Origin of the sequence: Pseudomonas sp. CAM1A (assembly GCF_047501685.1) — a bacterium.
In the GTDB taxonomy this organism is placed as follows: Bacteria; Pseudomonadota; Gammaproteobacteria; order Pseudomonadales; family Pseudomonadaceae; genus Aquipseudomonas.
In genome coordinates this window covers 280,049-300,648 of sequence record NZ_JBFNXP010000004.1, presented here as the reverse complement: position 1 = coordinate 300,648, position 20,600 = coordinate 280,049, and the positions used below count along the sequence as shown (strand labels likewise).

20 protein-coding genes and 1 pseudogene are annotated in these 20,600 nt (G+C 65.8%); 14 read left to right on the top strand and 7 right to left on the bottom strand.

Annotated elements, in window-relative coordinates; translation table 11 throughout:
* Positions 1-185 precede the first annotated feature (185 nt).
* From ABZO33_RS14205 to ABZO33_RS14190, 4 genes are read left to right on the top strand one after another with little or no spacing between them, the layout of a single operon-like run.
* Entirely contained in the window at positions 186-1,085 is a 900-nt protein-coding gene (locus ABZO33_RS14205) for a TauD/TfdA dioxygenase family protein (RefSeq protein WP_414536547.1), read from the top strand.
* Positions 1,086-1,103: 18 nt separating this feature from the next.
* On the top strand, positions 1,104-2,123 hold the full coding sequence (locus ABZO33_RS14200; RefSeq protein ID WP_414536546.1) for an ABC transporter substrate-binding protein: 1,020 nt from the start codon (positions 1,104-1,106) through the stop codon (positions 2,121-2,123).
* 6 nt (positions 2,124-2,129) lie between these two features.
* Positions 2,130-2,993 carry an ABC transporter ATP-binding protein gene (locus tag ABZO33_RS14195; protein ID WP_414536545.1) on the top strand — a complete coding sequence of 288 codons (864 nt, stop codon included), beginning with the start codon at positions 2,130-2,132 and terminating at the stop codon, positions 2,991-2,993.
* Between the two features lie 13 nt (positions 2,994-3,006).
* Entirely contained in the window at positions 3,007-3,870 is an 864-nt protein-coding gene (locus ABZO33_RS14190) for an ABC transporter permease (RefSeq protein WP_414536544.1), read from the top strand.
* A 57-nt stretch (positions 3,871-3,927) separates the two neighbouring features.
* Here ABZO33_RS14190 and ABZO33_RS14185 read toward each other — a convergent pair whose 3' ends face one another.
* Positions 3,928-4,485, bottom strand: a complete 558-nt coding sequence (locus tag ABZO33_RS14185; protein WP_414536543.1) for a WYL domain-containing protein — start codon at positions 4,483-4,485, stop codon at positions 3,928-3,930.
* Between the two features lie 206 nt (positions 4,486-4,691).
* Here ABZO33_RS14185 and ABZO33_RS14180 point away from each other — a divergent pair, with 206 nt between their 5' ends.
* From ABZO33_RS14180 to ABZO33_RS14155, 6 genes are all read left to right on the top strand, one after another.
* Positions 4,692-5,504, top strand: coding sequence for a tetratricopeptide repeat protein (locus ABZO33_RS14180; RefSeq protein ID WP_414536542.1), 813 nt, complete (start codon positions 4,692-4,694; stop codon positions 5,502-5,504).
* A gap of 127 nt (positions 5,505-5,631) precedes the next feature.
* Entirely contained in the window at positions 5,632-6,069 is a 438-nt protein-coding gene (locus tag ABZO33_RS14175) for a MarR family winged helix-turn-helix transcriptional regulator (RefSeq protein ID WP_414536541.1), read from the top strand.
* Entirely contained in the window at positions 6,066-8,153 is a 2,088-nt protein-coding gene (locus ABZO33_RS14170; protein ID WP_414536540.1) for an FUSC family protein, read from the top strand. The genes ABZO33_RS14175 and ABZO33_RS14170 overlap by 4 nt, the downstream gene beginning before the upstream one ends.
* Positions 8,150-8,362, top strand: a complete 213-nt coding sequence (locus tag ABZO33_RS14165; RefSeq protein ID WP_414536539.1) for a DUF1656 domain-containing protein — start codon at positions 8,150-8,152, stop codon at positions 8,360-8,362. The genes ABZO33_RS14170 and ABZO33_RS14165 overlap by 4 nt, the downstream gene beginning before the upstream one ends.
* On the top strand, positions 8,359-9,234 hold the full coding sequence (locus tag ABZO33_RS14160; RefSeq protein ID WP_414536538.1) for an efflux RND transporter periplasmic adaptor subunit: 876 nt from the start codon (positions 8,359-8,361) through the stop codon (positions 9,232-9,234). The genes ABZO33_RS14165 and ABZO33_RS14160 overlap by 4 nt, the downstream gene beginning before the upstream one ends.
* Complete coding sequence (locus tag ABZO33_RS14155; RefSeq protein ID WP_414536537.1) at positions 9,231-10,649, top strand: efflux transporter outer membrane subunit; 1,419 nt, start codon at positions 9,231-9,233, stop codon at positions 10,647-10,649. The genes ABZO33_RS14160 and ABZO33_RS14155 overlap by 4 nt, the downstream gene beginning before the upstream one ends.
* A gap of 132 nt (positions 10,650-10,781) precedes the next feature.
* Here the strand turns inward: ABZO33_RS14155 and ABZO33_RS14150 are convergent, their stop codons facing one another.
* The 4 genes from ABZO33_RS14150 to ABZO33_RS14135 are packed head-to-tail and all read right to left on the bottom strand — an operon-like array spanning position 10,782 to position 13,912.
* The gene (locus ABZO33_RS14150) at positions 10,782-11,525 is read right to left on the bottom strand and encodes a penicillin-binding protein activator LpoB (RefSeq protein WP_414536536.1); all 744 of its coding nucleotides are present in this window, start codon (positions 11,523-11,525) and stop codon (positions 10,782-10,784) included.
* 3 nt (positions 11,526-11,528) lie between these two features.
* Positions 11,529-12,116: a penicillin-binding protein activator LpoB gene (gene lpoB, locus ABZO33_RS14145; RefSeq protein WP_028689243.1), complete on the bottom strand. Its 588-nt coding sequence runs from the start codon at positions 12,114-12,116 to the stop codon at positions 11,529-11,531.
* 21 nt (positions 12,117-12,137) lie between these two features.
* A complete protein-coding gene (locus tag ABZO33_RS14140; RefSeq protein ID WP_414536535.1) occupies positions 12,138-12,506 on the bottom strand; it encodes a YcfL family protein in 369 nt (122 codons plus the stop codon).
* A gap of 14 nt (positions 12,507-12,520) precedes the next feature.
* Positions 12,521-13,912 (bottom strand): COG3014 family protein, encoded by a 1,392-nt coding sequence (locus ABZO33_RS14135; RefSeq protein WP_414536534.1) that lies wholly within the window; start codon positions 13,910-13,912, stop codon positions 12,521-12,523.
* A gap of 289 nt (positions 13,913-14,201) precedes the next feature.
* On the opposite strand from ABZO33_RS14135, the gene ABZO33_RS14130 reads away from it, so the two are divergent.
* The gene (locus ABZO33_RS14130; RefSeq protein WP_414536533.1) at positions 14,202-16,145 is read left to right on the top strand and encodes an FTR1 family protein; all 1,944 of its coding nucleotides are present in this window, start codon (positions 14,202-14,204) and stop codon (positions 16,143-16,145) included.
* Positions 16,146-16,286: 141 nt separating this feature from the next.
* The gene (locus tag ABZO33_RS14125; RefSeq protein ID WP_414536532.1) at positions 16,287-16,739 is read left to right on the top strand and encodes a YaiI/YqxD family protein; all 453 of its coding nucleotides are present in this window, start codon (positions 16,287-16,289) and stop codon (positions 16,737-16,739) included.
* Between the two features lie 52 nt (positions 16,740-16,791).
* Here ABZO33_RS14125 and elbB read toward each other — a convergent pair whose 3' ends face one another.
* The gene (gene elbB, locus ABZO33_RS14120) at positions 16,792-17,457 is read right to left on the bottom strand and encodes an isoprenoid biosynthesis glyoxalase ElbB (RefSeq protein ID WP_414536531.1); all 666 of its coding nucleotides are present in this window, start codon (positions 17,455-17,457) and stop codon (positions 16,792-16,794) included.
* Between the two features lie 113 nt (positions 17,458-17,570).
* On the opposite strand from elbB, the pseudogene ABZO33_RS14115 reads away from it, so the two are divergent.
* Positions 17,571-18,197: pseudogene (locus ABZO33_RS14115) on the top strand (sterol desaturase family protein); the annotation flags it as partial.
* A 501-nt stretch (positions 18,198-18,698) separates the two neighbouring features.
* Here ABZO33_RS14115 and ABZO33_RS14110 read toward each other — a convergent pair.
* Complete coding sequence (locus tag ABZO33_RS14110; RefSeq protein ID WP_414536530.1) at positions 18,699-19,343, bottom strand: DedA family protein; 645 nt, start codon at positions 19,341-19,343, stop codon at positions 18,699-18,701.
* A gap of 207 nt (positions 19,344-19,550) precedes the next feature.
* Between ABZO33_RS14110 and hemB the strand changes: the two genes are divergently transcribed.
* Positions 19,551-20,561 (top strand): porphobilinogen synthase, encoded by a 1,011-nt coding sequence (hemB, locus tag ABZO33_RS14105; RefSeq protein ID WP_186660580.1) that lies wholly within the window; start codon positions 19,551-19,553, stop codon positions 20,559-20,561.
* The last annotated feature ends 39 nt before the right edge of the window (positions 20,562-20,600 follow it).

Below are 20,600 nucleotides of genomic sequence, written 5' to 3'. Positions count from 1 at the left end.
GCAGAGCATATTCATATGGATATGCAATAAAGGTATTTAAATTACTGTTCTTATGACTTTATAGTCACCCCACTGCGTACCCGCTGACCAATCGGCGCGCCGCACGACTCGAACCCACACGGGCAATCCCCGTGCGTTTCCGATCGTTGCGCGCCCTGAAGTCGCGCACTGCGTGGGAGTGAACAATGCCAGCCGCCTCGAACGCCTTGTCGACCATCGACAGCGCCCAACCGCAAACCTTCGACATTCGCCCGTTCCCCGGCGCCGTCGGTGCCGAGATCATCGGCCTCGACCTGGCCCGTGCGGTCAATGCCGAGGATTTCATCCGCATTCACCGCGCCCACCTGGACCATCATGTCCTGGTGTTTCGCGACCAGCGCATCACCCCCGAACAGCAGATCGCCTTCAGCCGCCGGTTCGGCGCGCTGCAGATCCATGTGCTCAAGCAGTTCCTGCTCGCCGGCCATCCCGAGATCCTGATCGTGTCCAACATCGTCGAGGACGGCCGCAACGTCGGCCTGGGCGACGCCGGCAAGTTCTGGCACTCGGACCTGTCGTACAAGGAACTGCCGAGCCTGGGCTCGATGCTGCACGCCCAGGAGCTGCCCAGCGAAGGCGGCGACACCTTGTTCGCCGACCTGCACAAGGCTTGGGACGCGGTGCCCGAGGCCCTGCGCCGGGTCGTCGAAGGCCGCAGCGCCGCCCACTCCTACACCGCGCGTTACGCCGAGACCAAGTTCGAAGGCAACTGGCGCCCGACGCTCACCGCCGAGCAACTGGCCCAGGTCCAGGAGGTCATCCACCCGGTAGTGCGTACTCATCCGGAGAATGGCCGCAAGGCGCTGTTCGTCAGCGAAGGCTTCACCACCCGCATCGTCGGCCTGCCGGATGACGAAAGCCGTGACGTGCTGCAACAGCTGTACGCCCTGAGTGTGCTGGAGCAGAACATCTACCGCCATCAATGGCAGCCCCACGACCTGGTGTTCTGGGACAACCGCTCGCTGATCCACCTGGCCACCGGTTGCCCCGCGCACCTGCGCCGCAAGCTGTACCGCACCACCATCCAGGGCGATGCCCCGTTCTGACGACTGAGGAAATACACCATGCGCAAATCCATCAGCCGCCTGGCGGCAAGTATCGGCCTGGGCGCCAGCTTGGCTCTGGGCAGCCTGGCGGCGCCCACCGTGGCTCACGCCGAAGGGCAGATCCGCATCGCCGAGCAGTTCGGCATCGTCTACCTGCTGCTCAACGTGGTGCGTGACCAGCAACTGATCGAGAAGCACGGTAACGAGCAGGGTATCGACATCAAGGTCGACTGGGCCCAGTTGTCCGGCGGCGCGGCGATCAACGACGCGTTGCTGTCCGGCTCGGTGGACATCGCCGGCGCCGGCGTCGGACCGCTGCTCACCGTGTGGGATCGCACCAAGGGCCGCCAGAACGTCAAGGCCGTGGCCTCACTAGGCAACTTCCCCTACTACTTGGTCAGCAGCAATCCCAATGTGAAGACCATCGCCGATATCTCCGACAAGGACCGTATCGCCGTCCCGGCAGTGGGCGTGTCGGTGCAGTCGCGCTTCCTGCAGTATGCCGCCGCCCGGCAGTGGGGCGACAAGGAATACAACCGCCTCGACAAGTACACCCTGGCCGTGCCGCACCCGGACGCCACCGCGGCCTTGTTGGCCGGCGGCACCGAGCTTAACGGACACTTCTCCAACCCGCCGTTCCAGGACCAGGTACTGGCCAACAAGAACGTGCACGTGGTGCTTAACAGCTACGACCTGCTTGGTCCCAACTCACCGACCCTGCTGTTCGCCACCGAGCAATTCCGCAAGGACAACCCCAAGACCTACAAGGCCTTCGTCGATGCCCTGGCCGAAGCCGCCGACTTTGCCCAGAAGGACAAGGCCGCCGCCGCCGATACCTACATCCGCGTGACCAAGGCCAAGATTGACCGCGAGGCGCTGATCAAGCTGATCGACAATCCGCAGTACGAATTCACCGTCACCCCGAAGAACACCTACAAGCTGGCCGACTTCCTCTACCGGGTCGGTGCGATCAAGCACAAGCCCGAATCGTGGAAGGACTATTTCTTCCAGGATGAACGCCCGCTGCAGGGGAGCTGACCGCCGATGACCGCCCCCTTGCCAGGCCACACGGCCAGCAACCTGAGCCGTGTTGCCACCCCACCGCTGCTGGCGGTGGACAACCTGAGCCTTGAATACCGCACCGGCCAGCGGGTAGTACGGGCCACCCACCAGGTCAGCTTCGAGGTGGATCGCGCCGACCGTTTCGTCCTGCTCGGCCCGTCCGGCTGCGGCAAGTCCACCTTGCTCAAGGCCGTGGCCGGCTTCATCGAACCACGGGAAGGGCGGATCCTGCTCCAGGGCCAGCCGGTGCGCGGCCCCGGGCCCGACCGCATCGTGGTGTTCCAGGAATTCGACCAGTTGCCGCCTTGGAAGACGGTGAAGCAGAACGTGATGTTCCCGCTGCGGGTGTCGGGCCAGCTCAAGCGGGCGGAGGCCGAAGAGCGAGCGCTGCATTATCTGGAGAAGGTCGGTCTGGCCGCCTTCGCCGACGCATACCCCCATACCTTGTCCGGCGGCATGAAAGCCCGCGTGGCCATCGCCCGGGCACTGGCTACGCAACCGAAGATCCTGCTGATGGACGAGCCGTTCGCCGCGCTCGATGCGCTCACCCGCCGCAAGATGCAGGAAGAGCTGCTGCTGCTGTGGGAAGAGGTGCGTTTCACCCTGTTGTTCGTCACTCACTCCATCGAGGAGGCGCTGGTGGTGGGCAATCGTATCCTACTGCTGTCACCGCATCCCGGACGGGTGCGGGCCGAGGTGCACAGCCATCAGTATGATCTTGGCAGCCTCGGCGCCAGTGACTTCCAGGCCAGCGCCCGGCGCATCCACCGGTTGCTGTTCGATCAGGCCGGCACCCCGGAAAGTGCGGGTGATCTGGGCTTCAACGATATCCGTATTGCCTACTGACAGGAGCCAGGACATGACCACGACACCTGTACGCCAGGAATACGAAGTGCCGCTGCAACCCCTGCCGGGTGTGCCGCTAGAGCGTGAGCTGCCGCTGGCGCAACGGTTGTGGCAACAGGGTTGGCTGCGCAAGGCAGTGATCCTGATGCTGCTCGCGGTGGCCTGGGAGGCGGTGGCTCGCTATACCGACAACGACCTGCTGCTGCCGAGCTTCCTGCAGACTGCCAGCGCATTGTGGGACGGGCTGCTCAGCGGCGAGCTGCCGGCCAAGGTCGGTGTATCGCTGGTGGTGCTGCTCAAGGGCTATGTGCTGGGCATCGTCCTGGCCTTCGGCCTGACCAGCCTGGCCGTCTCGACGCAGCTGGGGCGCGACCTGCTGGGCACGCTGACCTCGATGTTCAACCCGCTGCCAGCCATCGCCCTGCTGCCGCTGGCCTTGCTCTGGTTCGGCCTGGGCGACAACAGCCTGATCTTCGTGCTGGTGCACTCGGTGCTGTGGGCGCTGGCGTTGAACACCTACGCGGGCTTTCTTGGCGTATCCGAGACCCTGCGCATGGCTGGGCGCAACTACGGGCTGCGCGGCCTGCGCCTGGTGCTGCACATCCTGGTGCCGGCGGCGCTGGCGTCGATCCTGTCGGGGCTGAAGATCGGCTGGGCTTTCGCCTGGCGCACGCTGATCGCCGCCGAGCTGGTGTTCGGTGCCAGCAGCGGCAAGGGCGGGCTGGGCTGGTATATCTTCCAGAACCGCAACGAGCTGTACACCGACAAGGTGTTCGCCGGGCTGGCGGTGGTGATCCTGATCGGCCTGTTGGTGGAGGGGCTGGTGTTCAACACCCTGGAGCGGCTGACCGTGCGGCGCTGGGGCATGCAGCGCTAGAAATTCGGGCCTGAATCACTTTGTGGGAGCGGGCTTGTCCCGCGATTGGGCCTTCAGTCACTCCAGATACTGTGCCGCCGCACTGGCCAATGTCCGCGCAATCTCCTCGCGCAAAGCCTGCGGCGTTTCCACCACTAGCCCATCCCCCTGGCTCAGCAACCACCAGCGCAAGGGCCAGCCATCCGCCACGGTTGCCCGCAATCGGTGCCCCTGATCCAGCGCGGTCAACTGCATGTCCGCGGTCAGCGGCGTCTCGCGCAGGCGGCGGGCCAGCAAGTCGCTGATCCACGCCTGCAATTCGATGCCTTCCCCTTGTCCAGGCTGCAACGTATCGCCGCGCAGGTACCCCTGCAGGTCGAAATTCCCGCGCAACTCGCCGCCGGCATTGGCCGACCAGTGCCAGCCGAACGGGATGCTCTTGTCGTTGCGCTCCAGCGGAAAGATCAGCGACAGCTCGTTGAGGTCGCGCTCGACCGTGCGTTTGCTGACATTGAAGCCCACGTCACGCAGGCGCCACACCAGTTCGGCACTGGTGATCCCGGGGGAGCGGCTGGGCAACTGGCGCAGCAATGCCCATTGGCGGCTGAGGGTGGCGCGGGTGGTGGCGAACGGCAAAAGGAAACGTCCTTGTCTAGGCTTGCCGGCATAGGATGGCGGCACGGGCAGGGCATGGCAATTGGCCACGGCCTGCTCAGATCAAGGAAGATGCAATTGGTTGCCTGGGATCAATTCGTTCGCGACAGGTTTTGTCGTGGCATCGCGCAGAATCACGCCTCACCACAGTGGAGGTTGGAGCTGTGGGTCGTTCAATGAGGATGAACATGTCTGCCGCCAGCAATATCCATTCGCTGCTTGCCCGGCTTCTACCCGAGCGGATCGTCCCGGCCCCGGCCCGCCCCGGGCAGCGCCACCGCCTGTTCGCCGGGGTCGGCATGCCCGCCCAGCAGGCATTGAGTGGCGAACGCTTCGGCCTTATCGACCGCCTGGACGAGGCAGTCGACTTGCAGGCGGTCTACCACGACCTGTGCCGCCAGGCCCTGCTGGGCAATGTCGCGGCGCTCAACGACCTGGGCTGGATCTGGCTCAATGGCAAATACTGGCGCGGCGACACCGTGCTCGCGGGCCACCTGCTGCGCATGGCCGCCCTGCAGGGCAATGCCGCGGCCTGGTTCAACCTTGGGCAGCAACACTACTTCGGCAAGGGCGTCGATGTTTCCTATGTCAATGCGGCCGAATACTACTGCCATGCTTTCGAGCGGGGCATGGTGCATGCCGCCGCGGCGCTGGGCGATCTGTACGAGGAAGAGGTGTGCGAGGGCGACCAGGTGTGGCAGGTCGATCCCCTCGAGGCCTACCAATGGTTCCTGCGCGGTGCCGAGCGTGGCGAGAAGCGCTGCCGCTTCGAGGTGGGATACCGCTTGCTGCACGGCCTGTACGTCGAGGCCGACACCAAGGCCGGCCTGTACTGGCTGGAGTTGGCGGCGGCAACCGGGGTGATGCAGGCCGCCGAGGAGCTGGCAGTGCATTTCAGCAGCCGCGACGCGGCGCGCTACCTGGGCTGGCGCGACCAGGCGATCCAGCTGGGCAGCACGCTCGCGCTGACCATGAAGCTGGAAGACCAGATCCAGCCTTGAGCGCAGCGCGCCTGCCGGGATCATGAACAACCTTTCATCTTTTCCCTGCGTCACCGGCGGTTGACGACAGGGGGAGGGCAGGGCGTATATTGATAGTTAGCAAACTATGAATATCCTCGGTTCTCACATGTCCCTCGACGCACTGCACCTGAAAATCAGCAGCGGCATGGTTGTGGCCGCCCGGCACTGGCGTCGCCTGTGCCAGGGCGCCCTGACCGGCTACGGCATTTCCGAAGCCTGCGCCGTCCCCTTGCTGATGATCGTGCGCCTGGGCGATGGCGTGCATCAGGTGGCGGTGGCCCAGGCGGCCGGGTTGGAAAGCCCGTCGCTGGTGCGTCTGCTCGACCAACTGTGCAAGGCTGGCCTGGTGTGCCGCAGCGAGGACCCGCTGGACCGTCGTGCCAAGGCGCTGAGCCTCACCGCCGAGGGCCGCGCCCTGGCCGAGTCCATCGAGGGTGAGCTGGTCCGCTTGCGCCGCGAAGTCCTCGCCGGCATCGATCAGGCCGACCTGGAGGCCACCCTGCGGGTCATCCACGCCTTCGAACAGGCAGGCATGCAGCCATGAATGGCTTCTTCAGCTCGGTGCCGCCGGCCCGCGACTGGTTCTACGGCGTGCGCACCTTCGCCGCGTCGATGATCGCCCTGTACATCGCCCTGCTGATGCAGCTGCCACGCCCGTACTGGGCCATGGCCACGGTCTATATCGTCTCCAGCCCATTCCTCGGCCCGACCACCTCCAAGGCGTTGTACCGCGCCCTGGGCACCTTGCTGGGCGCTGGCGGGGCGATCCTGCTGGTGCCACCGCTGGTGCAGTCGCCGCTGCTGCTGAGCATCGCCATCGCCCTGTGGACCGGCACGTTGCTGTTTCTCTCGCTGAACCTGCGCACGGCCAACAACTACGTGCTGATGCTGGCCGGTTATACCCTGCCGATGATCGCGTTGGCGGTGGTCGACAACCCGCTGGCGGTGTTCGACGTGGCCTCGTCCCGGGCCCAGGAGATCTGCCTCGGGATCGTCTGTGCGGCGGTGGTTGGCGCGGTGTTCTGGCCGCGCCGGCTGGCGCCCGTGGTGGTCGGCGCCACCGGCAGCTGGTTCGGCGAGGCGATCCGCTACTGCGACACCTACCTGGCCCGCGCAGCCAGCGCCGACAAGGTCGGCGGCATGCGCGGCGCGATGGTCGCCACCTTCAACTCGCTGGAGCTGATGATCGGCCAGCTCGGCCATGAAGGCGCCGGCCCGCATACCTTGAAGAACGCCCGCGAACTGCGCGGGCGCATGATCCATCTGCTACCTGTGATCGACGCGCTCGACGATGCCCTGATCGCTCTTGAGGGTCGCGCCCCGGCGCAGTTCGCCCTGCTGCAACCGGTGCTGGACAGCGCCCGTGGATGGCTCGAAGGCACCGCCGACAGCGCCTCGGTGGCACGCTGGACCGCCCTGCACGAGCAGATTGACCGCCTGCAGCCGGGCGCCGCCGCCCTCGACCAGCGCGCCGAGCTGCTGCTGTCCAACGCCCTCTATCGCCTGACCGAATGGGTCGACCTCTGGCAGGACTGCTGCACCCTGCAGCACGCCCTGCGCAAGGACGACGCCACGCCCTGGCGCGCAGTCTACCGTCACTGGCGCCTGGGGCGACTGACACCGTTTTTCGACCGAGGCCTGATGCTCTACTCGGTGTTTTCCACCGTCACCGCCATCGTCGTCGCCTGCGGCCTGTGGATCGGCCTGGGCTGGAACGACGGCGCCAGCGCGGTGATTCTCGCCGCGGTGTCGTGCAGTTTCTTCGCCGCCATGGACGACCCGGCGCCGCAGATCTACCGGTTCTTCTTCTGGACCCTGATGTCGGTAATCTTCTCCAGCCTGTACCTGTTCCTGGTGCTGCCCAACCTGCACGATTTCGCCATGCTGGTGCTGGCCTTCGCTGTGCCGTTCATCTGCGTCGGCACCCTGACCGTGCAGCCGCGTTTCTACCTCGGCACCTTGCTGACCATCGTCAACACCTCGACCTTCATCAGCATCCAGGGCGCCTACGACGCCGACTTCTTCACCTTCATCAACGCCAACCTGGCCGGCCCCGTGGGCCTGCTGTTCGCCTTCATCTGGACCCTGGTGGTACGCCCGTTCGGCGTGGAACTGGCGGCCAAGCGCATGACCCGCTTCGCCTGGCGCGACATCGTCGAGATGACCGCGCCGGCCACCCTGGCCGAGCAGCGTCAGGTCGGCGTGCAGATGCTCGACCGCCTGATGCAGCACCTGCCACGCTTGTCGCAGACCGGCCAGGACAGCGGCGTGGCCCTGCGCGACCTGCGCGTGGGCCTGAACCTGCTCGACCTGCTGGCGTACATGCCCCGCGCCGGCGCTCAGGCTCGCGAGCGCTTGCAGACGGTGATCGAGGAAGTCGGCGCGCACTACGCCGCCTGCCTGCGCGCCGGCGAGCGCCTGCATGCCCCGGCGGCGCTGCTGCGCAACATGGAGCGCGCGCGCCTGGCGCTGAACCTCGATGAGCTTTACGAGCGCGGCGATGCCCGTACCCACCTGCTGCACGCCCTGGCCGGTTTGCGCCTGGCGCTGCTGCCAGGTGTCGAGGTAATGCTTGAGCCCGCCGAACAAACGCAACTGCCCCCGGGCCTCGACGGAGCACCCCTGTGATCGGTGAACTGGATATCAGCGGGGTGTTCCTGCCCACGCTGCTGGTGATGATGTTTGGCACCTACCTGTTGTATCTGGGCGTGCACGCGGTGCTGGTGCGCCTGCATTTCTACCGCCTGGTCTGGCACCGGGCGCTGTTCAACATTGCCCTGTATGCCGTGCTGCTAGGCGCGGTGGACCACTTTTGCCGAAGCCTGATGCTGCCATGAAAAAACCTTTGCTGACCCTGGGCCGCGTGGTCCTGACCCTGCTGGTAGTGACCTTCGCCGCCGTGCTCGTGTGGCAGATGGTGGTGTACTACATGTTCGCCCCCTGGACCCGCGACGGTCATATCCGCGCCGACGTGATCCAGATCGCCCCGGATGTTTCCGGGCTGATCCAGCAGGTCGAGGTGCGTGACAACCAGACCATCAAGCGCGGTGACGTGCTGTTCACCATCGACCAGGACCGTTTCACCCTGGCCCTGCGCCAGGCCAAGGCAACCCTGGCCGAGCGCCAGGAGACCCTGGCCCAGGCCTCCCGCGAGGCGCAACGCAACCGCAAGCTGGGCAACCTGGTGGCGGCCGAACAACTGGAAGAGAGTCAGTCCCGCGAGGCCCGCGCCCGTTCGGCGGTCAGCGAGGCCCAGGTGCAGGTGGACGTCGCCCAGCTCAACCTCGACCGCTCGGTGGTGCGCAGCCCGGTGGATGGCTACCTCAACGATCGCGCCCCGCGCGCCCACGAGTTCGTCAGCGCCGGGCGCCCGGTGCTGTCGGTGGTCGACAGTGCCTCGTACCACGTCGATGGCTATTTCGAGGAAACCAAGCTCGGTGGTATCCACATCGGCGACGCCGTGGATATCCGCGTGATGGGCGACCCCACCCGCCTGCGCGGCCGAGTGCAGAGCCTGTCCGCCGGTATCGAGGACCGCGACCGCAGCAGCGGCGCCAACCTGCTGCCCAACGTCAACCCGGCGTTCAGTTGGGTGCGCCTGGCCCAGCGCATTCCGGTACGCATCACCTTCGACGAAGTGCCGGCGGACTTTCGCATGATTGCCGGGCGCACCGCCACGGTGTCGATCATCGAGGGCCAACGCCCATGAAACAGCTGATCCTGGCGGGACTGTGCCTGTCCCTCGGCGCCTGCATGATGGTCGGCCCGGACTACGAGCTGCCCAAGGAGGCCGCCGTGCAGCGTGGCGACCTCAACGGCCCGCTGCGCCAGGACACCGACAGCGTGGTGTCGGCGCCGGTGCCCGAGGACTGGTGGCAGCTGTATCAGGATCAAAGGCTCAACCAGCTGGTGCGCGAGGCGCTCGGCGCCAACACCGAGCTGCGCGTGGTGGCCGCCAACATCGCCAAGGCCCGCGCCCAGGTGGAGGTGGCCGAGTCGCAGGGTGGCTTCAATGGTGGCGTCAAGCTGGGTGCCCAGCGCCTGCAGGAGTCCGGCGAAGCGTTCCTGCTGCCGGAGAAAGTGCCGGTGGCCAACATTGGCGAGGCGATCATCAGCGCCAGCTACCAGTTCGACCTGTGGGGCACCTTCAAGCGCGGCACCGAGGCCGCCAAGGCCAATGCCGATGCGGTGCAGGCCGCCGCCGATACGGCGCGCATCACCCTGGTGGCCGATGTGGTCAAGGCCTATACCCAGGTGTGCTCGGCCAACGAGGAATACCACATCGCCCGCGAGTCGCTGGACCTGCAGCAGCAGAGCGTGCAATTGACTCAGCGGCTGCGCGACGCCGGGCGTGGCGACGAGAGCCAGGTTACCCGGTCGCAGACCCAGTTCAAGTCCTTGCGCGCCGAGTTGCCGCGCTTCAAGGCCGAGCGCGAGGCGGGCCTCTACACCTTGGCCGCGCTGCTGGCCAAGCCTGTCGAACAATTACCTGCCGGCACCGCCGATTGCGCCGAGCTGCCGCAGCTGTCGCAACTGGTCCCGGTCGGTGATGGCGCGGCCTTGCTCAAGCGCCGCCCGGATGTACGCCAGGCCGAACGCCAGTTGGCGGCGGCAACCGCCAGCATCGGCGTGGCCACCGGCGCGCTGTACCCGGATATCAGCATCGGCGCCCAGGTGGGCACTATCGGCATCCTCGACAACCTCGGCGAGCCGGCCACCAACCGCTGGGGCTTCGGCCCGCAGGTCAGTTGGAACATCCCCACCAACGGCACCCGCGCGCGCATCCGCATGGCCGAAGCCTCGACCCAGGCGGCGCTGGCGCATTTCGACGGGGTGGTGCTCAACGCCATCCGCGAGACCCAGACCCGCCTGGCGCAGTACAGCGCGCTGCTGGACCGGCGCGACGCGCTGGCCGAGGCGGAGCGTTCCGCCAAGGAGTCGGCGGATCAGACCCACCTGCGCTATCAGGTAGGGCGTGAGTCGTTCCTGGCCGACCTGCAGGCGACGCGCACCTACACCGATGTACGGGCGCAGCTGGCGGCGGCCAACAGCCAGGTGGCGATGGGGCAGATCGGGGTGTTCCTGGCGCTGGGCGGCGGCTGGAAGGACAGCACCAGGCCCTGAGGAAGGGCGTGGGAGCGGCGATGCGGCGACCCGACGTGTCCCGCGATACCGGCGAAGCCGGTGCCATCCATCGCGGGGCAAGCCCGCTCCCACGAACCCCAATGAAGCCCCAATTTCCCTAGGGGGAGAGGCTTAGTTCAGCACCCGCGCCGGCTCATCCGGCGGCAGGTTGTCCCGCCCACGCGGCTGCTTTGCCTGCCCAGGCACCGAGCCTCCCAACTGTTCGGCCAACTGCTGCGCCACATCCTCGCCCAGCGCCTTCGAGACATCCCGCACCACCCGCGGACGGTTCAGCGTCACGCGGCGGTCCTGGCCCTTCACCAGCTTGGTGTCCTGCCCCTCACCCATGGCGGTAAACGCCGAGGTGATCTCGTAGGTGCGGGTGTTGATCAGGCTGAAGTCGGCGACCACGGTCAGGCCCAGCACTGCCGAGTAGCTGTCGGTGTGGTCCAGCGAGTTGATGTCCTGCTGGAAGTCGATGTCCGACAGGGTGCCGAACAGCACGTAGTCGGCGCCCTTGAACGCGCCGTTCTTGATGCGGCGGATCACGTCGTACACGTCTTCCTTCGAGTCGGCGGTGTAGGGGCGGCCCTGGACCAGCTGGAACATGCCGGTCTTGAGGATCTCACCCTTGATGTCGCCACCGAACTTGCGCAGCTCGGTCTGCTCGATGTAGCTGTTGAGGCTCTCGTACTCGCTGTAGCTCGACTGGCCACTGGCGTGGTACATGCCGGCCTGGCCGCTGCTCTGGGCGTTGATGGTGTGGATGTACTCCTCTACCTGGGCCTGGTAGGCCAGGTCGGTCACCGCCACCTTGGGGGCCGCCTGCGCGCCGAAGGCGCAGGCCAGGCCGATAATTGCCATCCATGCACGCATCGATCAGCGCTCCGTGGTCTTGCGGATTTCTTTTTCGTCCATCCACTCGGCCAGGCCGCTTTCCACGTCGATCAGTTGCAGGCTGAACTTGTAGAACACGTCCTTGTAGTCGCTGCTGCGCTTGACGATCGAGCTGATCGAGCCTTCCAGGCGGTACTTGGCGGCGATCATGTTGCCGGTCTTGGCCACGGTCTTCTTCTTGTACAGGCCGCTCTGGTTCTGCAGCTTGAGCTGGTCGACCTGGCTCTGCATGTCGGTGTTGTCACTGGCGAAGCGGGCGGCGCCGGACTTCATCAGCTGGGTCTTGATCGAGGTGGTGATCTCGCGGGTATCGATGTACTCGCTGGTCTTGTTCTTCACGTCGTACACCTGCACCACCGGGCGGCCGTGCAGCACGCCGGACTGGGCCAGCGAGCGGGTCATGCTCTCGGCGATCATCTGCAGGTCGGTGGAGCCGAACTCGTTGGTCACCAGCTCGACGGCCTTGCTGTCGCCATAGCTGATGTTCTTGCCGCCGAGAACCGGCGATGGGGTGCTGCAGCCGCTGACCAGGGCAATGGCGATGGCGGCGAGGGAAAGGCGTGCAAACATGAAACGTGCTCCTGAAAGGGATTACCGGGTGTGGACTTCGAGGCGGAAGTCGCGGGCAGCGGGGGTCGGGGCGATGGCGGGCAGGAACTTGGCCTGCTTGCCATACAGTGGCAAGGCCTTCCAGCTCTCTTCATCGGCCACCGGGAAACCATCGTCGCCCAGCCAGGCGAAGCGGTAGAACAGGGTCTGGTTGCTGCGGCTGCTGTTGGTCAGGGCCACGTTGACGGTGAGGTAGCCGTTTTCGCGGGCGACGCGCATCTGGCCGATCTCGATGTCATCCAGCTGGCCCATGGTCACCACCTTGCTGGCGGCGCTGCCCGGGGCAGGGGGCGGGGTGGCGCAGCCGGCCAGGAGGGCGACGGCGGCCAGGGCGAGGCATGTCTTGCGCATGATCGATCCTTGGGTTACTTGAGGCTGGCGACAGCGGTGGCTGCGGCCTGCGGGGCGACTTCGACGGACGGGCCGCCAGCGAATACGCGGTTGCCGACCACACGCAGGCTGACCACCTGGTAGGGGCGATCGACCTTCACCGTGACCTGGGTACCGCCGAGGCTCGACGGCAGGCTCAGGTGATGTTCGCCCTGCTTGAGGCGTACACGGGCGACCTGGGTTTCGTCGGGCAGGGTGCGCCAGGTGCGGGTATCGGCACCTTCCAGCACGGTGGAGGCGATGCCCACCACCAGCCCGGCCATCGGGTTGCTCTGGTTCAGGTTCTTCTGCGCTACGCCGCGGCTGATGGCGCGCACGCTGGTGCGCAGGATGATGCCCGGCATGTCGTCGCGCAGGGCGCGGCGCGACATGGCGGTGGTGCTGTTGAGCGCGGTCAGGGCCAGGGCCTTGTCATTGAGCTGGATCTCGCTCAGGTGCGCGGTGGAGGTATCTTCCTTGATGATCGGGAACGACAGCGGGGTGATCACCAGGTTGTCCTGGATCGGCAGTGGCAGGGGGATGCGGATCGAATCGCGAGCCGGCGCCAGGCCGGTCTGCACCACGATCAGCACGTCGCTTTCACCGGCCTTGGCGCTGTTCTTGTCCAGCGCCAGCAGTGCCTGGTCCAGCAGCGCTGTATTCGGGCGCAGCTCGGCGGCCTTGCGGTAGCCCGGCGCGGCCAGGCCTTTCTCGCCGAGGGCCTCGTAGACATAGCCGGACAGGTAATGGCTGAAGGCGCTCTGGTAGCTGTTCTTCAGGCCGACCACCTCAGGGGCGTCGAGGCTGGCGACCGGATAACCCTGCAGGTCCTTGTATTCGGTCTTGATGCCTTCCTTCTCGGCCTCTTCCTCGCGCTTGAGGTATTCCTTGTCGCGCAGCTCGGCGATGATCGCTTCGCGCTCGTGGGTCTTCTTGATTTCGGTGCGGGCGCCGTCGAAGTCGTTCTGCGCCAGCAGGTTCAGGGCCATCTGCGTGGTCAGCATGACTTTTTCGTAGTCGTAGCCTTCGTAGCGACGGACCTTGTCGTTGACCAGGTAGCTGCCGAACTGGCTCAGGTACTTGTCGGTGTCGAGCTTGACCGACTCCTCCCATTGGAACACCACGCTGTCGGCGGCGCGCCAGGCGTCCTGGCTGCCCTTGAGGTCGCCCTTGGAGCGCAGCAGCTCGCCTTTTTCGAAGTAGTAGAGCAGGTCTTTCTTGTCGCCCTTGTTGTTGCTTTCCAGCAGGGCGAGGGCTGCGTCGACGTTGCCGGCGGCCAACTGCTTGTTGGTCTCCTGCAGTTCGCTGTCGTAGCTGCGGAACACCGAGCAGCCGGTAAGCTGCACGGCGGCGACCAGGGTCACCAAGGTGAGGGCGCGGGATACCATCGGACTTCTTCTTTCCCTGAAACGGTTGGCCGCGTGGGCGGGGGCGGCAGATCCCTCTGTTTTATCGCCAGAACCTCTCGATGGAGGCGCCTTGATTGCTAATGGCTATTACGGCGGCGCGGGATTATACCCAAAGTAGTAGCCGCGTGATGGCGAATTGCTTCGCATTTTCTGCAGGGGTGTCATCAGTCGGAAAACCGCTTTCCAGGCCATCGACCGGTCAATTTGTCGCAAGATTTTTCATGAAATCTGCCGGTGAGCCTTGAGCGGGGGAGAGTGGAAGTGAACAATGTTCTCTTTCGTATTTCCGTCGAGATTGGCCATGATTTCCCGTTCCCGTCTGCTTGCCTGGCTGCCTGCCCTGCTGCTTGGCCCGGTACTGGCGCTATGCAGCACCCCGACGCTGGCCGAAGCGCCGGCCGAGGCGACCAAGGCGTTGCATCTGCTGGATTACATCGGTGCCGACTACCCGCCGACCGTGCGCGACGGCAAGGTGGTGGACGACGGGGAATACCGCGAGCAACAGGAATTCAGCGGGGTGCTGGCCGAGCTGGTCAAGGGGCTGCCCGAGCACGCCGAACGCGGCGCGCTGGAGCAGGGCGTCCAGAGCCTGCGCCAGGCCATCGACCAGCGTCAGGATGGCGCCGGCGTTGCCCGCCAGGCCCGCCAGCTGGGTGCACGCCTGGCGGTGGCCTACGAGGTCAGCCAGGCACCGGTGATCACCCCGGATCCGGCCCGCGGCGCCTCGCTGTATGCCCAGAATTGCTCGATCTGCCACGGCGACACTGGCCTGGGCGACGGCCCGGCCGGCGTCGGCCTGGAGCCTGCGCCAGCCAACCTGCGTGATGCCGCGCGTCTCGATCAACTCAGCCTGTTCGACCTGTACAACACCCTGGGGCTGGGCATCGAGGGCACCGAGATGCCCTCGTTCGCCGACCAGCTCGACGAGCGCCAGCGCTGGGACGTGGCGGCCTACATCGCCAGCTTCACCGCCGATCCGCAGGCGGCCAAGGGCGACAAGACCTGGAACATCGCCGACCTGGCGCGGCAGACCCCGGCCGAAGTCGCCGCCAGCGAAGGCGCGGATGCCGTGGCCGCGTTCCGCACCCAGCGTGCGCAGCCGCCGCAGGTCAAGCGTGGCCCGGCGCAGTTGCTCGAATACACCTCCAGCACCCTGGACAAGAGCCTCGCGGCCTACCGCGCCGGCGACCACGACCAGGCCTACGACCTGTCGGTGGCGGCCTATCTGGAAGGCTTCGAGTTGGTGGAAAGCTCGCTCGACAACATCGACACCCAGGCCCGCAAGGACACCGAGAAGTCGCTGATGGCCTACCGTCAGTCGCTGCAGGACGGCCTGCCGGTGGCCCAGGCCGAACAGCGCCTGGCCGAAGCCAAGGTCAAGCTCGACCAGGCCTCGAAGCTGCTGGGCAGCGATGGCCTGAGCTGGTCGTTGAGCTACATCTCCGGCCTGCTGATCCTGCTGCGCGAGGGCCTGGAGGCGATCCTGGTGCTGGCGGCGATCCTCGCCTTCCTGCGCAACACCGGCCAGCAGTCGGCGGTGCGCAGCGTCAACGTCGGTTGGGCCCTGGCGCTGGTCGCCGGTTTCGCCACCTGGGCCCTGGCGGCCTACGTGATCGACGTCGGTGGTGCGCAGCGTGAACTGCTCGAAGGCTGCACCGCGCTGTTCGCCGCGGTGATGGTGCTGTGGCTCGGCGTGTGGATGCACGACCGGCGCCACGCCGCCGCCTGGCAGGACTACATCAAGAGCAGCCTTGTCAGTGGCGGCGGGCGCTTCGGCTTTGCCGTGCTGGCGTTCTTCTCGGTGTACCGCGAGCTGTTCGAGGTGATCCTGTTCTACGAGACCCTGTGGCTGCAGGCCGGTCCGGCTGGCCATCAGGCGGTGCTGGCGGGTGGTGCCACGGCGCTGGTACTGCTGGTGGGCCTGGCCTGGGTGATTCTGCGCGGCTCGGCCAAGTTGCCGCTGTCGTTGTTCTTCAGCATCAACGCGGCTTTGCTCTGCGCGTTGTCGGTGGTGTTCGCCGGGCACGGCGTCAAGGCGCTGCAGGAGGCCGGTGTACTGGGCACCCGGCCAGTGGCGTTCTTCGAGTTCGACTGGCTTGGGATCCATGCCGATCTCTACTCACTGAGTGCGCAGGCAGTGGCATTGCTGGCTATCGTGTTCCTCTATGGGCGCAGCCGCTTGGCTGAGAAGCGCCGGGCGGCAGCCAGCTGAGTCCGTGGAGGGGAAGGGGCGGCGCACCGCTGCCCCGCCCCGCGATGAGGCCGGGGCTGGCATAATGTCCGTCTGTTCAGGCGCTATCGCGGGGCAAGCCCGCTCCCACGACGCCACTGCCCGGAGTACAGGATTAATCCCATGCGTGTATGGATCGATGCCGACGCCTGCCCCAAGGCGGCCAAGGACCTGATCGTCAAGTTCGCCCTCAAGCGCAAGCTCGAAGTAGTGATGGTGGCCGGCCAGCCGCAGATCAAGCCGGCCTTTGCCTGCGTGCGGCTGATCGTGGTGCCCAGTGGCATGGACGCGGCCGACGACTATCTGGTGGAGAACGCCGAGCCCGGCGAACTGGTGATCTGCAGCGACGTGCCGCTGGCCGATCGTTTGATCAAGAAGGGCGTGGCGGCGCTGGACCCGCGTGGCCGCGAGTTCGACGAGCGCAACATGGGCGATCGCCTGGCGGTACGCAACCTGTTCACCGAGCTGCGCGAGCAGGGCCAGGTCGGCGGCGGCCAGGCGCCCTATGGCGAGCGGGAGAAGCAAGCGTTCGCCAATGCCCTGGACCGGATCCTGGGCCGGCTGGCGAAACGGTAGCCGGGCCCCGCGACAAGGGCATCGCCGGGCAAGCCCGCTCCCACGATTCGAGTCAGTCGTTCTCGTGGGTCAGTTCCAGCACCCGGTCCACCAGCTTGTAGATACCGCCCGCCGCCTCACTGATCGACTTGGCCAGCATGTACGCAGGGGTGGTCACCAGCTTGCGCTGGGTATCCTCGACGATGTCGTGCACATCGCATTCCTCATGGGTACCGCCCATCTTCACCACCGCGGCGCTGGTGCCGGCGTCGTTGCCGATGGTGCAGACCACGCCTGGGCCGTAGATCTTCGCCGCCAGGGCGGGCGAGATACAGATCAGGCCGACCGGCTTGCCCGCCTCGGCAAAGGCTTCGGCCAGGGCCAGCACATCCGGGTTCACGGTGCAGTTGGCGCCTTCGACGGCGAAGTTGGAGAGGTTCTTCGCCGCGCCGAAGCCACCGGGCACGATCAGGGCGTCGAAATCCGAGGCACTGGCTTCGCGAATGTCCTTGACCTCGCCACGGGCGATGCGCGCCGACTCCACCAGCACGTTGCGCGACTCGGGCATCTCTTCCCCGGTCAGGTGGTCGATCACATGCATCTGCGCGATGTTCGGCGCGAAGCACTGCACCTGGGCGCCGCGCTGGTCCAGGCGCAGGAGGGTGATCACGCTTTCGTGGATTTCGGCGCCGTCGTACACGCCGCAACCGGACAGAATCACCGCAACTTTTTTCGTCATGCTCAATACTCCAGTGTCGAGGCGCTAAATGTCCTCTAGTTTGGCAGATGTAGCCATGGGATTTGCCCTTCCGCGGGCCTAATCTTCGTGGACAACCTTGGAGGTGGCCGTTCATGGACCTGATTCTGCTGGCCGTGCCGTTCTTCTTCGTGCTGATCGCGGTGGAGCTGATCGCCGATCGCGTGCGCGGGCGGCGCAACTACCAGCTTGCCGACTCGATCAACAGCCTGAGCACCGGCGCGCTGTCCACCAGCACCGGGCTGCTGACCAAAGGGGTAGGGTTGGTCACCTACGCCGTGGCCTGGGAGCACCTGGCCTGGTTGCGGCTGCCGGCCGATGCCTGGTGGGTGTGGCTGGTCGCCTTCGTGCTCTACGACCTCTGCTATTACTGGCTGCACCGCCTGGGCCACGAGCGCAATGTCTTGTGGGCCGCGCACTCGGTGCACCACCAGAGCGAGGAGTACAACCTCACCACCGCCCTGCGCCAGACCAGCAGCGGCTTCCTGTTTTCCTGGATCTTCTACCTGCCGCTGGCGCTGCTGGGCGTGCCGCCGCTGGTGTTCATCACCGTGGCGTCGCTGAACCTGCTGTACCAGTTCTGGGTGCACACCCGCCATGTACCCAAGCTGGGCTGGCTGGAGTGGATCTTCATCACGCCGTCCAACCATCGCGTCCACCATGCGCAGAATCCTCTGTACTTGGATCGCAACTACGGCGGGGTGTTCATAATCTGGGACCGGCTGTTCGGCACCTTCCAGGAAGAGGACGAGCGCGAGCCGGTGATCTTCGGCGTGACCACGCCGCTGGCCAGCTGGAACCCGCTGTGGGCCAACGTGCAGTTCTACGCCCAGCTGTGGGACGACGCCCGGCGAACGGCCCGTTGGTGGGACAAGCTGCGTATCTGGTTCATGCCCACCGGTTGGCGGCCGGCGGATGTGGCCGCTGCTTATCCACAGGCCAAACAGGACCTTGCCGCGTTTCGCAAGTTCGCGATCCCGCTGGGCGGTGCGCAGCAGCTGTACGTCACGGTGCAGTTCGCGATCTACGTGGCGTTGGGCAGTTATCTGATGGAGGTTGCGGAACAGGTGACGCCCGCGGCCCTGACAGTGGGCTGGACGGTGATGGCGTTCGGGCTGTTCGTGCTGGGCGTTGCGCTGGAAGACCGGGCCTGGGCAGGGCGCCTGGAGCTGGCGCGCCTGCTGTCGAATGCGCCAGCGCTGTACCTGGCCGACGCGCTGGGCTTAGTGCCGGTCACGCCCCTGTTCTGGTTGCTGCTCCTGGGCTACAGCCTGCTCAGCCTCGGCGGCCTGGCCCTCAGCCGCCGCGCGGCGCTCGGCGCGGCTATTGCGAAAGCGCCGGCGCAGCCAGAGCGCGAGGCCCAGCACCAGCAGGCCGCCGAGCACCCATAGCTCGTATTTCTTGATGCTGCCCAGCATGCCTTCGAGGATGGCGCCGAAGTGGTAGGCCGCCAGGCCCAGGGCCAGGGCCCAGACCGCGGCGCCGATACCGTTGAGCAGCAGGTAGCGGCGTGGCGGGTAGCCGGACAGGCCGATGGCCACCGGCATCACTGTGCGCAGGCCGTAGACGAAGCGGAAGCTCAGCACCCAGATGTCCGGATGGCGGCGGATATGTTCCAGTGCGCGGTCGCCCATAGCCTGCCAGCGAGGCTTGCGGGCGAGGATCTTGCGCCCGTGGCGGCGGCCCATGAAGTACCACAGCTGGTCACCGGCGTAGCTGCCACAGAAGGCCACCAGGACCACCAGCTTGATATCCATGTATTCGCGGAACGCAAGAAAACCTGCGAGCACGAGGATCGTCTCGCCTTCGAAGAACGTGCCGAGAAAAAGGGCAAAGTAGCCGAAATCGTTCAGGAATTGTTGAAGCATTTTCTGGCGTGCTGGCGAAATGAACGCGCAGCCTACCCCTTCAGGCGCGTTCGGGAAAGTGTCCAAATGTGTCTCGACGTGAACAATTCCTACAAGGACAATGACTGCGGCCACAAGTCGCAGGGTTGCCTAAGGATGTAACACAGGCGTCATAATGGCCGCTTATAACTGTCGCGCTGCCCGCCCGCGCGGGCTCAGGAGTCTGCCGTGAGCTTTACCCCCGCCAACCGTCTGTTTCCTGCCACCCGCCTGCGTCGCAACCGCCGGGACGAGTTTTCCCGTCGCCTGGTTCGCGAAAACACCCTGACCGTCGATGACCTGATCCTTCCGGTATTCGTACTGGACGGCGAGAACCGCCGTGAAGAGGTGCCGTCCATGCCGGGCGTCGAGCGCCTGTCGATCGACCTGTTGCTGGAAGCCGCACAGGGTTGGGTAGAGCTGGGCATTCCGGCGCTGGCGCTGTTCCCGGTGACTCCGACCGAAAAGAAATCTCTCGATGGCGCCGAAGCCTGGAACCCGGACGGCATCGCCCAGCGCGCCACCCGCGCCCTGCGTGCCCGCTTCCCGGAGCTGGGGGTGATCACCGACGTGGCCCTGGACCCGTTCACCACCCATGGTCAGGACGGCATCCTCGATGAGGAAGGTTACGTGCAGAACGACATCACCGTCGACGCCCTGGTGCGCCAGGCGCTGTCCCATGCCGAGGCCGGCGCGCAAGTGGTTGCCCCCTCCGACATGATGGACGGCCGTCTCGGCGCGATCCGCGAGGCCCTCGAAGTGGCCGGCCACGTCAACGTGCGCATCATGGCCTACTCGGCCAAGTACGCCAGTGCCTACTACGGCCCGTTCCGCGACGCCGTCGGCTCGGCGCTGAACCTGGGCAAGGCCAACAAGGCTTCCTATCAGATGGACCCGGCCAACAGCGACGAGGCCCTTCACGAGGTGGCCACCGACCTCGCCGAAGGCGCCGACATGGTCATGGTCAAGCCGGGCATGCCGTACCTGGACATCGTCCACCGGGTGAAGACCGAGTTCAAGGTGCCGACCTTCGTCTACCAGGTCAGCGGCGAGTACGCCATGCACATGGCCGCCATCCAGAATGGCTGGCTGAGCGAGGCCGTGATCCTCGAATCCCTCACTGCTTTCAAACGGGCAGGCGCTGATGGCATCCTGACCTATTTCGCCGTGCGTGCCGCTCAATTGATGAGAGGGCAGTAACGCCCTCCAGGAACGTCAGATGAATAACGAAGTACTAAC